This is a genomic window from Desulfohalobium retbaense DSM 5692 (assembly GCF_000024325.1).
In the GTDB taxonomy this organism is placed as follows: Bacteria; Desulfobacterota; Desulfovibrionia; order Desulfovibrionales; family Desulfohalobiaceae; genus Desulfohalobium; species Desulfohalobium retbaense.
The window spans coordinates 1,724,011-1,739,155 of record NC_013223.1 but is presented as its reverse complement, the minus strand read 5'-3'; the positions used below and the strand labels follow the sequence as shown (position 1 = coordinate 1,739,155).

At 55.7% G+C, this 15,145-nt stretch carries 9 protein-coding genes; 4 read left to right on the top strand and 5 right to left on the bottom strand.

From position 1 onward, the window contains the following. The first annotated feature begins 504 nt into the window (after positions 1-504). The 4 genes from DRET_RS07495 to DRET_RS07480 all read left to right on the top strand — a co-directional run bounded on the left by DRET_RS07495 (position 505) and on the right by DRET_RS07480 (position 5,865). Complete coding sequence (locus tag DRET_RS07495) at positions 505-843, top strand: GxxExxY protein (RefSeq protein ID WP_015751932.1); 339 nt, start codon at positions 505-507, stop codon at positions 841-843. Between the two features lie 43 nt (positions 844-886). After that, positions 887-2,353, top strand: a complete 1,467-nt coding sequence (locus DRET_RS07490; RefSeq protein ID WP_015751931.1) for a dihydrolipoyl dehydrogenase family protein — start codon at positions 887-889, stop codon at positions 2,351-2,353. Between the two features lie 460 nt (positions 2,354-2,813). Further along, positions 2,814-4,376, top strand: a complete 1,563-nt coding sequence (locus DRET_RS13005) for a GGDEF domain-containing protein (RefSeq protein ID WP_167317795.1) — start codon at positions 2,814-2,816, stop codon at positions 4,374-4,376. A gap of 151 nt (positions 4,377-4,527) precedes the next feature. Beyond that, positions 4,528-5,865, top strand: a complete 1,338-nt coding sequence (locus DRET_RS07480; protein WP_015751929.1) for a transposase — start codon at positions 4,528-4,530, stop codon at positions 5,863-5,865. Between the two features lie 582 nt (positions 5,866-6,447). On the opposite strand, the gene DRET_RS07475 is transcribed toward DRET_RS07480, so the two are convergent. The 5 genes from DRET_RS07475 to DRET_RS07455 all read right to left on the bottom strand — a co-directional run bounded on the left by DRET_RS07475 (position 6,448) and on the right by DRET_RS07455 (position 14,938). After that, positions 6,448-7,626, bottom strand: a complete 1,179-nt coding sequence (locus DRET_RS07475; RefSeq protein WP_015751928.1) for an NAD(P)/FAD-dependent oxidoreductase — start codon at positions 7,624-7,626, stop codon at positions 6,448-6,450. 531 nt (positions 7,627-8,157) lie between these two features. Then, positions 8,158-9,168: a Wadjet anti-phage system protein JetD domain-containing protein gene (locus DRET_RS07470; protein WP_015751927.1), complete on the bottom strand. Its 1,011-nt coding sequence runs from the start codon at positions 9,166-9,168 to the stop codon at positions 8,158-8,160. Further along, the gene (locus tag DRET_RS07465; protein WP_015751926.1) at positions 9,165-12,764 is read right to left on the bottom strand and encodes an SbcC/MukB-like Walker B domain-containing protein; all 3,600 of its coding nucleotides are present in this window, start codon (positions 12,762-12,764) and stop codon (positions 9,165-9,167) included. Before DRET_RS07465 ends, DRET_RS07470 begins: the two co-directional genes overlap by 4 nt. After that, complete coding sequence (locus tag DRET_RS07460) at positions 12,751-13,548, bottom strand: condensin complex protein MksE (protein ID WP_015751925.1); 798 nt, start codon at positions 13,546-13,548, stop codon at positions 12,751-12,753. The genes DRET_RS07465 and DRET_RS07460 overlap by 14 nt, the downstream gene beginning before the upstream one ends. Further along, on the bottom strand, positions 13,541-14,938 hold the full coding sequence (locus DRET_RS07455; protein WP_041281947.1) for a hypothetical protein: 1,398 nt from the start codon (positions 14,936-14,938) through the stop codon (positions 13,541-13,543). The genes DRET_RS07460 and DRET_RS07455 overlap by 8 nt, the downstream gene beginning before the upstream one ends. Positions 14,939-15,145: the final 207 nt, after the last annotated feature.

Below are 15,145 nucleotides of genomic sequence, written 5' to 3'. Positions count from 1 at the left end.
CAAAGAACGGGGAAAAACCCAAGAAAGAAGGTGGATAAAAGACTGTACCTGGGTCGCCTATTGCAAGGGCGTGTGGCTCATGTCTTGTTTGATGAATCCAAATCGGGATCGCTATCGGGATCGGGATCGTTCTTTCACATAGCTGATATTTGTGTATCGATCCAATTCTTCAATTTTTTCAGTAAATTGATGTCTAAAGCCAGGGAACGATTTCGATAGCGATCCCGATTCCGATTTGGATGGACTTGTCCTTGATACAGTTTCCCCCATTGTCTTCGGATCGTCGGGCGCCGTCTTCTGTCTTCCGCCTTCTGGCAGACAGCTCTTTGAACGCCACATTCCCATGCGGTTGGCCCTTTTTGTCCGACAGGGGCGCCAATGGGATTGGGCTTTACATCAGCGGGGTGTCCCGGCACGAAGGAGGGGAAATCTCGAAAGAAGTTTTCCACTGTTGTTGGAACAGGAAAAAACGATGACTCGCGCAGAGGCGCGGAGGCGCAGAGGATGACGGAAAACGAGATCGGAACGCGGGTGATTGAGGCGGCGATAGCCGTAGACCGCGAACTGGGGCCAGGACTTCTGGAAACGGTCTACGAAGTCATCCTGACTCGCGAACTCGGCGACCGGGGGCTCCAGGTAGAACGCCAAGTTCCTGTGCCGATCCAGTACAAAGGCATCCGGTTCGACGAGGGTTTCCGGGCAGACTTGATTGTCGAGGCCAAGGTAATCGTGGAACTCAAGTCCGTGGAACACGTCAGCCCCGCCCACAAGAAGCAGGTGCAGACCTACCTGCGACTAACGGGCTACCAATCCATTCACCCGACCTCGGACCTCGGCGGGTGATGGCGGCGTTGGCATAGGATACCAAGACGTAAGGAGCGGGATGATGCCCAGCTTTGACTATGATGTGGGGATTATTGGCGGCGGCGCGGCCGGTTTGACAACGGCCTCGGGATCAGCCCGTTTGGGGGCCAAGACCTTGTTGATCGAAAAAGAGCCGGCTCTGGGCGGGGACTGCCTGCACTACGGCTGCGTTCCGAGCAAAACCCTTCTGCATACCGCCAAACTCTACCACCAAGCCCGGACCATGCACCATTTCGGGCTCCCGGAAGTGGAATTGCCGCCGGTGGATTTTGCCCAAGTCGCCGAACGGATCCAGAGTGTTATCGACACGATCCAGAAACACGATTCCGTGGAGCGCTTCTGCCGTCTAGGGGCTTTGGTCGAATTCGGCAGCCCGGAATTCAAGGACGAGCACAGTATCCGCCTTGAGGGACGGACCATCAGCGCCAGAACCTGGGTTGTCGCGACCGGTTCTTCGCCCGCGGTGCCTCCTATCCCCGGTTTGGTGGAAAGCGGGTATCTGACCAACAAGGATCTGTTTTCCCTGCCGCAGTTGCCGAAATCGCTGGTCGTGCTCGGCGCCGGTCCAATCGCCGTGGAGATGGCCCAGGCCTTCACCCGGCTCGGTACTGAGGTCCATGTCCTGCAACGCAGCGGGCAGATTTTGTCCAAAGAGGACAAGGATATGGCGGATATGGCCCTGTCGCGGCTTTTGGCCGAGGGCGTGCGGGTGCATCTCAATGTCGCTGTGCAGCAAGTGGAAAAGACGGGTGACGGTCGGGTTGTGCACTTCACCAATTACGACGGTGAAGCGCAACGCCTCGAGACCGAGAATATCCTGGTCGCCCTCGGCCGGCGTCCCAATGTGGAAGGCCTCGGACTGGACAATGCCGGAGTCGTCACTTCAGCCAAAGGAATCGAGGTCGACGATCGGTTGCGCACCGCCCAGAAACATATCTATGCGGCCGGGGATGTCACCGGCCGGCATCTTTTCACCCACGCCGCCGGTTATGAGGGCGGCATCGTTGTCTCCAATGCGGTTTTCCATGTGCCGCGTAAGGTCGATTATTCTTTGCTCCCCTGGTGTACCTACACCGACCCCGAACTGGCCAGTATCGGCTACAATGAAAAGCGGGCTGCGGCGGACGGGATGGAATTTACAGTCCACCGTCAGGAATTCGCGGCCAACGACCGCAGCTTGGCCGAGGGCGAAGAAATGGGACAGATCAAACTCCTGGTGGACCACAAGGACAAACCGCTCGGAGTGCAGATTCTCGGGCCGCACGCCGGGGAATTGGTCGCGGAGTGGGTTGCAGCGCTCAACGGCGGGGTCAAGACAACGACTCTGGCTGGCGCGATCCATCCCTATCCGACTTTGGCCGAAGTGAACAAAGGTGTCGTCGGCAAGCTCCTGGAACCGAAACTCTTTTCCGAAAAGATGCAGAAAGCGTTGAAGTTCTTTTTCCACTTCAAAGGCCGGGCGTGTGGAATTGATGGGGTACATGATTGAGGGGTTTGTGGATTGAGGAATTGGGAAATTGAGGAATTGAAGGGATGAAGGATTAAGGTGTCAAGGTGTTGAAGAATTTTGAATTATAGATTTTTATACGTAAGGCATTTATAGATTTTTTCTTTGCAGATGTTCCATAAAAATAATGTGGAGTTTTATGTATATGGTATTTGGTAATGGTGAGTGAGTTGGCTTTTTATTGTTTCCTGGTAGTAATTGTGTGTTTTGAAAATTTACTTTTTCAGGTTGATGGACTCTAATGTTGTTTATAGGGTGTTAAAGGTAAAATTTTTTGATGTGATTTGTTTTAAAAATGCGTTCGCGATTAGCTGATGATAAAGGTTGATTGGGGCGGTATCCTGAGCAGATTTGCAAAGAGGGGCCCTTGCTCTGAGTTTGGCGATTCGTTATACTTACAAATAAGCTGGTGTAGGGTGCGTATTCTAGCTATGAATGCAATGTGGAAAAGCAGGGGTTTTTCGTTTTATTTATGAAAGAATCAATAAAATATTTGATGTTCAAATATAAATATATCTTTGTGGCCGTGTTGTTCGGGGTGATGCTCTTTTTTTATTGGCATACATACCAAGATGTTGTCGATCTGATCCGGTCGTCTCACCGTACAGAACGCAGTATGGTTGAAGAGAATGTCTTCGATGAATTGCGCCATGTTGATACGAGTTATAAGATACTTGAAAAATATCTCAATGAAGATATGCGAGAAATATCTTTGCAAATGAGAAATTACTATACAAGGCATGGCGGTATAGAAAGCATTGACTTGGCATATTGGAAAAAGAAGTATCCAGACTATGATTTTTATGTCATCAATGAAGAGCTAGAGGTGGTCGATGCAACTTTGGGTCATGACATAGGTCTTAATTTTAGCAAATTTCCTAGCTTTTCAAGATTGTTGAAGCGGCGTATGCAGGGTGATGCGTTTGTCGCCGATCGCATGGATGCTTCGGTCAAGACGGGAAAGATTAAAAAGTATAGCTATATACCTACTCCTGACCATAAGTATTTGTTAGAGCTTAGTATTGATATCCAGCAGGCCAATCCGGTCGCCAAGAAACTGGATTTATATTCGTATGCCAAGTCGTTGATCCATAAGCATGCCATTGTTGATGCTATTCAAATTTTCAAGATCAACGAACAAGGGACCAATTCGGGGTTGGTGACTATTGGCAAAGGAACGTCGTTGGATACGGATATTGCTCCGGAGGTGAAACAAACTATTGAGCGTGTCGTGCAGTCCCGGCAGCCTAAGACAATTACAGCAGCTCCACGCAACAAAGTCTACAAATATAGGCCCTACCTTTCTGATACGGAGGGGGGCGAACTGGATTGGTGGAATTCGTATGTCATCCGGCTGACCTATAATACCGCTCCGCTGAAGAGTGAGTTGGCGCAGCAAAGGAGTCTGTTCGGGGTTAAAATTGCTCTTCTCGCTTTTGCCTTTCTCCTTTTTCAGGCGACGATGATGTACCTCTTCCGCCATACCGAGCATGTGGCTTCGGTTGATCCCTTGACCCAATTGCCGAATGTCAAGCATTTTAAAATGCAATTTCGCAAGGCGACATTGCGCCAGGCCGTCAGGAGCGAGACAGAAAAAGCAGTTGTCTTGTTCGTAGATCTCGACAATTTTAAAGAGATCAACGACACCTATGGGCATGAAACTGGGGATATTGTCCTGCAGAATGTGGCTTCGGTGTTGCGATCGACGTTGCGGAAGGACGATACAGTCGTGCGAATCGGAGGAGACGAATTCCTGGTCCTGCTTCCAGACATGGCCTCGGACGCGGATATCAGCACTGTGGTTGCGAAAATAAGCCGGGCCCTGCAGTTTTTCCTCCCGGTTAATGGCCAGTCTATCGCCATTCAGGCCAGTATCGGCGTCAGCCTTTATCCGGACAGCGGTCACGCCCTGGACGATTTAATCCGCAAAGCAGATACGGCCATGTACCGGGCCAAGAACGCTGCCCACGCCGACAGCAATTGGGTGGTCTATTCGGAGGGGTAATGGGTGATGCATTTGGAGATTGGGGAATTGAGGTATTAAGATGTTGAGAGCCTGTCGCAATACCCATAGATTAATTCTTGCCTTAAATACAGTGATTTGCTAATGAGTAATGTAATTTCAATGCAAATTACATTACAACTTGGAGCTAAAAATGGCTAGAGGGTTTATTAAAGGGCATCGAGATCAACTCTACCTGTTGCCACCTTCAATTGATGACTGGATATCAAAAAACCACAGTGTCAGGTTGATCGATTCTTGTGTAGAAAATATTGATTTATCAATTTTTTATGAAAGCTACTCCCACGAGGGGAAGCCGCCTTATGACCCTGCTATGATGATTCGTATTCTTATTTATGCATATAGCAAAGGAATACGCTCTTCTCGGAAAATATCTGCTTTATGCGAAGAAGATATTGCTTTCCGGTGGCTTACCGGAAATATAATTCCTGATCATTCTGCTATTTGCCGCTTCCGCGCTAAGCATAAAGAAAATTTTAAGCAGCTTTTTCGAGAAACAATCCGTTTGGCCGCTGAATCCGGTGCGTTAAAAATAGGCAGTCTTTTTCTTGATGGAACTAAGGTGAAAGGCTCGGCTTCCTTGGAAGCCAATCGTAATCTCGAGCATATTAAGCAAGACATTGAACGCATCGTGGACGAAGCTGAGGCAGTCGATGCCAGTGAGGATAAGCAGCTCGGCGAAGATAACCGGGACGATGTTTTGCCCCCTGAGCTTGCTGATCCCAAATCCCGGTTGGAGCGACTCAAGGCTGCCAAGGCCAGGCTGGAAGCTGAAAAAGAGGCTGCGGCGAAAGAGTCTCGAGATGACGACGACTCAAATGGTCCTGGAGCTGGCACCGGTGATGAAAAAACGGCCACTGGCAACAAAGAAAAAGCAAATATCACCGATCCTGACAGCAGAATAATGAAAACACGGAACGGCTGGGTGCAAGGGTATAATTGCCAAGGAGTTTCAGACGAAAATCAGTTTATAGTCGCCAACGCAGTTACTCAAGACTGCAATGACGCCCACCAACTCGAACCAATGCTTCAAGCGGCTCAAGACAACTTGTCCAAGATAGAGACAGGCCAGAACACCGAAACCTTTTCGGCAGATGCCGGTTACTGGGCTGAGGGACTTGATATTTCAAAGATCGAGAGCAATGGCCCAGAGGTGATTGTGGCTACCCGCAAAGGCTGGAAGCAGCGAAAACAAAACCGTGAAAAGTCCCCACCTCGAGGGCGGATCCCCAAAGGGTTATCCCAGCGGGAGTTGATGGAACGAAAGCTACTGACCCAAAGAGGCCAGCGGATCTATGCCAAGCGCGGACAAACGATAGAAGCTATTTTCGGTCAACTCAAGGAATGCCTTGGATACAGGAATTTTCTATTGCGTAGCCTCAAAAAAGTTCAGGGTGAATGGGACCTCCAATGTGCAGTGAGCAATATGCTCAAGCTGTTTCGGTTGTCAGGGGCCACCACCAGTCAGTAGGTTCCCAAAGATAGGGGAAAAGCGCACCCCTTAAAGTCAAAGCTCGATCTTGGGACCCTAAATACCTGTTCACTACTTTTTGGGTTAGTCGAGTTTTACAACAGTCTCTTGAGGGATTGGGGGATTGAGGAATTAAAAGATTGATAAATTGCAAGGTAGAGAATTTAGAAATGCAAAAGACAGGGCATTGAAAAATTACTAAAGAATTTTGATATAGCTATATATTTTGCTTTGGGGTTCTTTTTTAAAATATGCGTAGTAATATCGATTCGTACAAAATTTGTGCAGTTGTAGTTTCTGCTGGGTGCGGTTGTTTGCGCTGTTTTGTGTGGTGTGAACGGGAAGATGCGATAGGCATATACAAAAGCCCCCTGGATTTTTTCAGGGGGCTGTTGTGTGGAATCGGGTCCTGTTTATTCGGCCGTTGAAAATCTTTCAATGGCAGTAGAGCTGCAATACGTTCAAATTTGTACGTACGGATACGTACGTTGCGATATTGAATCTTGTGTCGCCGTCCCTTGGGATTTTTGAACGACCTGCATTGTACGAAATTTTTCAACAGTCAGTTATGGATGTCTGGCGTCAGGTATCGAAAAGATCGGACCAGACAGTATCTCCGTTGGTTCCTTCCTGCATGGCCTTGGTGATTGTGCGGAATGGTTTGGTATCGCCCAGGAGAATAGCGCCGATGATGTGGCGTTCAGCGTCGAAAACGAGTTTGGTGTAGTGGGCTTCGTCGGCATGGACTTTGGCGGCTGAGTGTCCCTCGGCGTCGATGTCCCCGGCGGAGGCGAGATCGATCCCCACAACCTTGAGGGTGTTGGCCATGACCGTGCCCTGATAGGTGACCGTTTCCCCTGCCAGATTTTGTCCGGCCAGACGCCCCTGGTCCATTGCCGCTGTCCATATGCCGTAGAGTTGTCCCTGGCATTCGGCTACGTCGCCGGCAGCGAAGATATCGGGATTGCTGGTCTGGAGGTGTTCGTCCACGACAACGCCCTTGTCTGTGTCCAGGCCGAGCTGCTGGGCGAGGTCCAGATTGGGCCGGACACCGGCGGAAATGAGCACCAGGTCTGCCGACAGCTGTTCACCGCTGTCCAGGTGGACAGTCTGAACACCATCGTTGCCCGTGATGGCAGTCGTTTTGCTGCCCAGGCGAAAGGCAAAGCCCATGCCCTCGAGCATGGTCTGTAATCTGGAGGCCCCGTCTGGATCGAGCTGGCGTGGCAATAAGCGGGGAAAGAATTCGACGACCGTGACCTCGGTACCGCGTTTGCGCAGGCCGTTGCCGGCTTCCAGGCCGAGCAGGCCGCCGCCGATGACGACCACGTGTTTGGCCGTATTCGCGGCCTCACGCAGGGCCAGGGCATCGTCCATATTCCGTAGAGTGAAGACCCCGGAACGTTCGGCTCCCTTGATCGGGGGGACGAAGCTGTGGCTTCCGGTCGCCAGCAGGAGACGGTCATAGCTGAGGGAAGCACCGGAAGCGGTGGTCAATGTCTTGGCAGCGGAATCGGCAGAGGTGATCGTGGTCTGCAGGTGGAGGTCGATGCGCTGTGTGTCGTACCATTCCGGTTTCTTGGCCAGCAGATCCTCGGGCGCGAGTTCGCCAGCCACCACTTCGGGGAGCCGGATGCGGTAGTACAGCGGCAGGGCTTCGTTGCTGATCAGGGTGATGCGGGCGTCGGGATCTGTTTTGCGGGCGGCTTCGGCCGCAGTGGTCCCGGCGATGCCGGCGCCAAGGATGATATAGTGGGACATGGGCGTTCCTTTGGTTGGTATCAGAAAGCAGGTATCAGTTATCAGGAAACAGGTGTCGGTTTGTTGGGATGTTTTAGGTTGTCAGTGTTCGGGATGATTTAGGAATTAGGACCTGCTGGGATTTGGGGATTGCGGGGGGAAAGAAGTTGGAAGACAGCGGGCCTGGTGGACGGAGTGGCAAAGCAAGGAGGTCGTTTCCCGATTTGGTATTCGGCGGACTGCAGGGCGTGCGCCACACGCCCCTACAGAATTCACCGCGGGCAAAGCTGTGGTTGGACTATGGGGAATTCCCGAAATGTTTTGGTGTGCGGCTTTGTTGAAGAAGGGGAACGCTGTATTTTTTTCTTGCCGTGTCACCTGATCCCTGATTCCAGATACCAGATAACTGAAAGATCGATTTCGATCCCGATCCCGAGGTGGAGAGATGTGCTGTTTTGTTTTTTCCTGTCTTTCCCTTCTTCAATTCCTCGATCCCTCAATTTCTCCAATCTTTATTGCTACTTCAAACCTGAAACGCAACACTTCTTTCCTTCATCCCGCCCAAGAGGCCCCGTTCAGGCCGATGGCCGCCAAATCGACCCCGCTCCGGGCGCAGGCGGCGAGCAGGCTTTCCTGTTCCACAGCCGTGCCGAGGGCAGCGGCTTGGTAAGCCAGATCCCGAACTTCGGCAGTCGCATAGCGATCCGGCTGGAACGCCTGGTGGGCGCGCCATTGCGGTAGATGCTCCCGCAGGTGTTCAAGAGCCCGGGGAGAGGGACAAAAGCGCCCCTGGCGTCCGCTTTTGTGCACCAGGTCCTCGAAGATGGCCAGGCCGGCGGGATCCAGATCGCCGAAATGGTCCCAGACGCATTCCTGTGGCAACGCGGCCAACCAAGCAGCAAGGGAGCGCGAGGCGAAGCCCTGGGAATAGATAAGCAGGCCGCTGTCCAGCGTGAGTTGGCGAAACGGGGTCAGGTTTTCACAGGTCAGCACCCGGTCCAGGCCGCGCAGATCAAAATTTTCGGGGCCTCTGGCCACCGATGCGTCCAGTACGGCGCTGCCCAGTGAGGCGGTCACTGCAGCCAGATCAAGCCCGCTGGAGTGCTGGGGCAGGGGGCTGAAGGCTTTGAGTCGCAGTTCACCGCGGGCGCCCTGGCTGCGCAGCCACTGTTGCCAGATCCGTTTTAAAATCGCAGTGCGGGCAATGTATTTGGAATCCCCGAAGCAGGACGCACTGAGCTGTTGCTGGGTGTGCGCGTCAGGTGGTGCGTCTTCCAGCACGCTGAGCAGGGTCAGGCAGTCGTCGGCGTGGGCGGTGACGGAGATTTCGAGCCCGAGAGCGGCAGCCGCGTTTTCGGCCTGCTTTTGCCGGTCCAGCGGCTGACGGCAATGCTGGTTCATCAGTTCCGCGAGGGCCTCGGGTTCGTCGAGTTGGACCTTGCCCTTGGCCGTGTGGGCGTAGCCGGCCTGAATGAGCCCTTCCAGGGCCGGATGGACCGGAGCACTGCCTTCGGTCAGCAACCGCTGCCAGGCCAGGCACAGGGGCAAGATGTCCTCGTTCATGCTCCATGCTCCTGTTCAGCGTGGTAGACTGAAATATGGGTCACACCTTGGGGCAGGGGCGTGAGCATGTGGCAGACTGAAGAGGGGACTTCGATGGTCCGCGGCAACGCGACCACCAATTGGCAGGCCACCTGGTCCAGCAAGCGGCGGATGGTGCCCATGGCCTGATTGTCCAGGCGTTCGGCCTCGTCAAGGGCCATGAGCAAGACGCCCTGCCCCCGGCTGGCCCCCTGCTCCTGGCCAAAATAGAACAACAGACTGAGGCAGATGGCTAGATTGATGCCCAGTCCTTCGCCTCCGGAAAAACTGCTGTCGCGACGATTGCCCTCTTCGTCCTCGATATCCCAGGTCAGTCGGATATAGCTGCGATAATCCAGGATCTGGTCCTCACTCAGGCTGGTCTTGCCGTGGCGGTAAATGGTCTGCCGGATCTGCTGGACAAAATCCTGCAGGGAGATCTCCTGGCCCATTTGCAGCAGGCTGAGTTGGGCACCGCGCAGGTTCTTGAGCCCTTCATAGGCTGGCAGGTTCTGACGCTTGAGACGGATGCGGGCGATCTTGCCGAAGTGCATGCTCTCCAAAATGGCGTTGACCCGATGCAGTCGGCGGTCGAGATATCCGATTTCCTGGTCTACATGTTTGCGAATCTGTTCGACATAGGTTCGGATTTGTTCTTCGACCCCTTTGAGTTCGCCGCGCAGTTCCTTGAGTTTGTCCTCCTGGTTGGTGAGGTCGATGTCGACAGGCATGAGATTTTCCAGGAGATAGGCTGTCCATTGGTCGGGTTCCTGGTCCTGGGGCAGGGTGAGTTCGTACTGCCGGGCGAGGTCCTGCAAACGTCGGGTGAGAGCGTGCCGGAGCTGTTCCCAGGCCGCGGCCGCCTTGAGTCGGTCGTTTTCGTTCTGGCCCTCCAAGTTGGGCAGATCGTGGTCCGGATACTGGGCGATAAAGGCCTCTTTGGCCTGAGCGGCTTCCGCTTGGGCGTTTTCCAGGTCCCGCGATGCGGTGGCCGCGGTTTGGCTGAGCTCTGCGGCTTCGCGTTTGAGTCCGCCACGGGTGTCTTTGTCCCCATCCAGCTTGGTTTCCAGGTGCTGCGCCTTTTGTTCCAGGCTTTGAATGTGGTCTTGCAGGGCTTCGGCACGGCTGAAATCCATCCGGCCCTCGAGGACATCCAGGGGCTCTTCCTGGCGCAGGGCCTCGCATTTGGATTCCCAGCCGTTTTCCTGGCGTTGGAGGTCGTGTTGCTGTTCCTGGAGCCGGGTCAGGGTTTCCTGCAGGGTTTTCCGAGTGGCCGTGAGCTCGCGCTGTCTGGTCTGAAGCGTCTGTTTTTCGGACTCGGCCTGCTGGCGCCTGGTGCTGACCTTATCAAGTTCTCCCGGAGCGTGCTGAAAATCAAAGGCGTGGGCCTGGTGCAGCAGGGTCTGCAAAAGCCGTTGCTGCTGTTTGAGTGAGGGACCCTGGGCTTCGAGTTCGGCGACTTCTTGGGCCAGACGCGAGTGGGCGCCCGGACTTTCGGTATCGGTGTAAGCGGCGAAGCGGTGGAGCAGATCCGCAGCCAGATTCTGTTTGGTCTGCAAGGCCTGGATTTGTTGTTCTTGTTGGGCCAGATGGGTTTCAAAGCGTTGCAGCGCCTCCTGCAAGCTCTGCATCTGCTGCGCCCTGGCCTGCGCCCCGAGCCAGACCGGACCTTGCGGGGTATACCAGGCCAGACCGGCGCGTCCGGCAAGCACCCCCTCATCTGTTTGGGCCAGCCATTCCCATTGCGCGGCATCCGGAGCGCCAGCCTCCGGAATGAGAAAAAACGGTTTGTCGCCGCGGGCCAGATCTGTGGGAGCCGTGCCGGAGGCGGGTTCCAGGGCCTGGGCCAAGGGGCCGAGTCGGTGTTGCCAGTCGGCGGCCTCTTCCAGGGCCATGTGTTCGAAGCGGTTGGCAAAGGGGACGGCCAGCCCGTCCTCCACCAGGCGCGCGGCACTCTCAGGCAGGGGCGGACGTCCTTTGGCCAGCTGCTCCCATTGGGTCTGGAGTTCGGTTTTCCGCTCCCGGTCCACGTGTTGGCGTTCCCACAGGGCGTAATGCTCATCTTTCCATTCGGAGAGCCGTTGTTCGAGCCGGGAGTGGTCCATTTCCGTGTCATCGAGTTCCGGGGCTGTGCTGCGAAGCGTCTGGGCCGTTTGCAGGGCGCGTTGGTGCTCGTTTTTGCGTTTTTCCAGGCTGGCGAGTTCCCGTTTTTTGCTCGGCAGGGATTTGTACTGACTCCAGGTGTCCTGGAACTGGTTCCAGACGGTGTTCAGTTCCCGGCGTGAGCCGATGGCGGGCTGGAACTGCTCCTCCCATTTTTGGAGCTGGACCTGCAGGTCGTGCCACGCCTGGGCTTCTTGCCGCAGCTGCTTTTCCCGCTCTCGGGCCACGGCAATATCCTGCTGCAATGCCTGGAGCTGTTCAGCCGCGGTCTCCAATTCGGTTTCCACCCCACGCAATTTTTCCTCGGCCTCGCTAGATTGGCTGGCGATCTCGGTTTGTTGCTGGCGCAAGGGGGGCACAGCCTGCAAGGCCTTTTGGTACTCGGTGTAGTGGCGGTATTTGGTGTTCAGGTCAGTCTGTTGTCCGAGGTATTTGTCGCGCTCCTGGCGGGTGGTCTGGAGCTCTTCGGTCCGCGCGGCAATGTCGCTGTCCAGGCGGTGCAATTCCTGGGCGATCTCCTGTTCCCGGTTTCTGGCGGTCTGTAGCCGGAGCCGGGTGGTGTGGATGCGGGCGTCGGCCAGAGAGACCCCGAGAGCCAGGGCGGTGAACCGGGCCTGGTCCAGGCGCTGGGTCTGGTCTTCAAGTTCCTGGCGCAGGGCCCGGAAATGTTCAAGCCGTTGTAAGAGCCGTTCAATGCGCTGGCGGTCCTTGATGAGCCGGTCCACGGTGTCGAAGCCGAGTTTTTTGGTCTGGCTTGGCGGGCAGAGCATGTATTCCAGGAATTGCCGTAACTTATCCAGCCGTGGCTGGCTGACCTGGCGCCAGAGGTCGGCGAAATGGCTCTTGCCAGAGCCGCTGAGATCGATGGGAAAGAGCCCTTCGCGGTGCAGGAAGCGGTGGTAGTTGTCCACGGAATCGAAGGGCTGGACCTGGGCTGCTGGCGTGGGAGCTGTTTTGAGCACACGCTGGCCAAGGTGCTGCATATCGGGAGTGATGTAGCCGGATTCCTGGTCCAGGAACAATTCCAGGCCAGGCGCGAGGTGGTGGAGCACAAAAGGGGAGAGTTCCACACCCTCTCCGCCAGGTTTTTGGCGTAACCGCACGCCGATGCCCTGGACGACCTCGTGACCGGTGATCTCCACGCAGGCCCAGGCCACCGGACCGCCCAATTGGCCGGTCAGGTTGCGGGTACTGTGCCCTGAAGCGACGTTGAGATGGATATGTTTGAGATGACAGACGAAAATGGTCTGCAAAGCGTCGAGGATGGTCGTCTTGCCGACAGCATTATTTCCGGAGAGCACGGTCATGCGCGGATGCAGCACCATTTCCGTGGCCGGGAAGAGGTGGTAGCCGACCAGGAACAAACGCTGGGCGGTGATTTCCTCCAGGGCGAAAAACTCGTCAGGCAGGGGCATGGCTGTTTCCTTCGTCCTCGCCTGGCAGGTCCGCATCGGCAAGGGGGCTGTCCGTCTCGTCTTCTGTTTCCGCTTCCGCTTCGGGTTCAAAGGCGTTCCAGACCCTGGAGATCGAGGTGCTCAAATCGACAGTTTCAGGGGATTCGCCAAGGGCCAGGGCGTCACGGGCCAAATCCCAGAAGCGTTGCAGCCCGGGAAGGCGGTAGACCATCAGTTCCTCCCATTGGGTGCGCTGGGTGGGACCGAGCTGGATGTAGCGCAGGCGGTGCAGCTCGTTCAGTCCAGTACGCAGCCACCCCTTGAGATTTTCAAACTGCTTGCGGCTTTCCTGACGCTGCCGAGTCTTGCCTTTCTGGATGGGGTTGAAGACCGTGATGAGCATGGTGAAATCAAAGCTGGCGGTCAGGGTCTCTGCGAGTTCACGGGCTGGGACATGGTCCATGCGTTCCATGCCCTGGCTCATGAAATACCAGGAAAGGTAGAGGCCGAGAAACGTGCTCCCGCGGCCGAGACGGCTGGTGGACACGACCGCGGCCTGGGGGGTGAGGTAATAAAAGGGTTCCCCCCCGAGCTCGCTGCGATGCAACGCGTAACCCAGGCGGCTGAAAAATTCGCGCCATAATTCCAGGTTCCATTCCAGGTATCTGAATTCACTGCCCAAATGTGCGTCAAGGCACACCCCGGCCTGGAGCTTGTGCACAATGGACCGCGCCAGGGAGGCATTGTGGTCCAGGAGTGCATCGATGGTCTCCGGGACGTCCTGAGAAGGGGAATGGTCATGCATGCGAACGCGTCTCCTCGCGCTGGCGTGAAAGGGGGTCGGTATCTGTTGCGGGCCGGTTCGCCTCACCGGGCAGCAAACGCACCGGCATCAGCCGGCAGGCGGGAGTGAGCGCGCTCCAGGGGCCGTCTTCAAACCGCACCCGGACTGGCGGCTCCCATTGGGGCCAGTCCTGCAGGAGATACCACAGACCGAGCAACGGGAACTGGTCGGCATCGGGGAATGGGGCCAGGAGTTCTTGTAACCACGAAGCCAGATCGACGCCGCTGGCGGAAACGGCGCGCCATTGGGAGCGGGCGTGGTCCACAAACGCCTCTTTCCAGGGTGCGTCCTGGCGGCGAACCTCTTGGGGCACGAAGTCAGACAGGGCCTGCAAGGCGTGTTGGTCCGCATACGCGGGGCGGTTCTGGGCTTCGGCCGACCAATCCATGGCCAGGGTCTTGCACCGGGGGGTGGCGAGGGTCGGCATATGGGCCGGGTGGTTGAGGGCTTGTTTGAGCAACGCCTGTTGCAGGGCGCAAAGACGATCCCGAGTGGACAGAGAACCGATGATCGTCTGGTAGTTCAAGCATTGGTGGATGAAATCCACAACGTGGACCAGGAGTTGGTCGACCTGTTCGCTGATGCCGTGCAGGAAATCGAGACTGCGATCGACAAGCGCCAGCAAGTGGGGCTCGTTCAGGTGCGCTTCGCGGCATTCGGTCAAAAGGCGCTGCAGAGGAAGAAATGACGACCCTTCCTGGATGGCGGCCACAAGTTCCTCGACATAGGCGCGGTTGGCCTGGATGGCCTGAACGGCCTGGTCCAGTGCTTCCTGGTCCTTGCCGCCAGCGAGTTCCTTGATCCGCTTTTCCAGAGTCAAAATCCCTTCTTCAATGCCCTGGAGCTTGTATTCGATGGCTTCCCTGTTGGCGCCGAGGAATTGGTAGGCCAAGAAGTGGGGCAGATCGGACTGGTCGCGGCGGCTGGTGATTTCCTTGAGACCGGTGAAGGCGTAATTGATCAGCGCGCAGAGATCTTCGGTGCCGAACTGGACTTCCTCAAGCAGGTCGCGGGCGAGATTGCGTCCCAGGCGGGTCAGGCAGTATTCGTGCCGGGCGCTTTGGCTGATGGCGTTGCGCAAAAGGCGGAAATGCATCAAGCGCTCGATGATGGTCTTGGGGGCCGAGGCCTCGTCGCCAAGTCCGAGCAAGTCCACAGCGCGACTGATCTGGATGGAGAGTTCGCGGTCGGTGATGGTTTGCCGGGCGGTCTGTTCCTCCCAATGCCGCAACCAGCCCAGAACAGCCAAGTGCTGGGGGGCAAGACCCAGTCCTTGGGGGAATCGGTTCAGGACCTGACGGAGGTTGAGCAGGAGATTGTGGCCGGCGTCATTGGGTTGTGAGGTGCCCATGCGCCGGGACATTACACTCTGGACGCTGTGGAAACAAGGTGTTCCACTGCCTCGTCCCGGGCGTGAAACGTGGTGGCAGGAGCAATCGCTTGCGAAAGGCCGATTTCTCAGATATGAAATCCTGTTTCTTTCAAGGGCACGAAAGCGCGAGATCGCCCTCGCTCTACCCATTGTCCCGCCTGATTTCTTTCTTGATTCCTTTGCTTC

Coding starts and splice junctions, on each gene's coding strand:
- DRET_RS07495 (WP_015751932.1), top strand. CDS start 505: ATGACGGAAAACGAGATCGGAACGCGGGTGATTGAGGCGGCGATAGCC.
- DRET_RS07490 (WP_015751931.1), top strand. CDS start 887: ATGCCCAGCTTTGACTATGATGTGGGGATTATTGGCGGCGGCGCGGCC.
- DRET_RS07480 (WP_015751929.1), top strand. CDS start 4,528: ATGGCTAGAGGGTTTATTAAAGGGCATCGAGATCAACTCTACCTGTTG.
- DRET_RS07475 (WP_015751928.1), bottom strand. CDS start 7,626: ATGTCCCACTATATCATCCTTGGCGCCGGCATCGCCGGGACCACTGCG.
- DRET_RS07470 (WP_015751927.1), bottom strand. CDS start 9,168: ATGAACGAGGACATCTTGCCCCTGTGCCTGGCCTGGCAGCGGTTGCTG.
- DRET_RS07465 (WP_015751926.1), bottom strand. CDS start 12,764: ATGCCCCTGCCTGACGAGTTTTTCGCCCTGGAGGAAATCACCGCCCAG.
- DRET_RS07460 (WP_015751925.1), bottom strand. CDS start 13,548: ATGCATGACCATTCCCCTTCTCAGGACGTCCCGGAGACCATCGATGCA.
- DRET_RS07455 (WP_041281947.1), bottom strand. CDS start 14,938: ATGGGCACCTCACAACCCAATGACGCCGGCCACAATCTCCTGCTCAAC.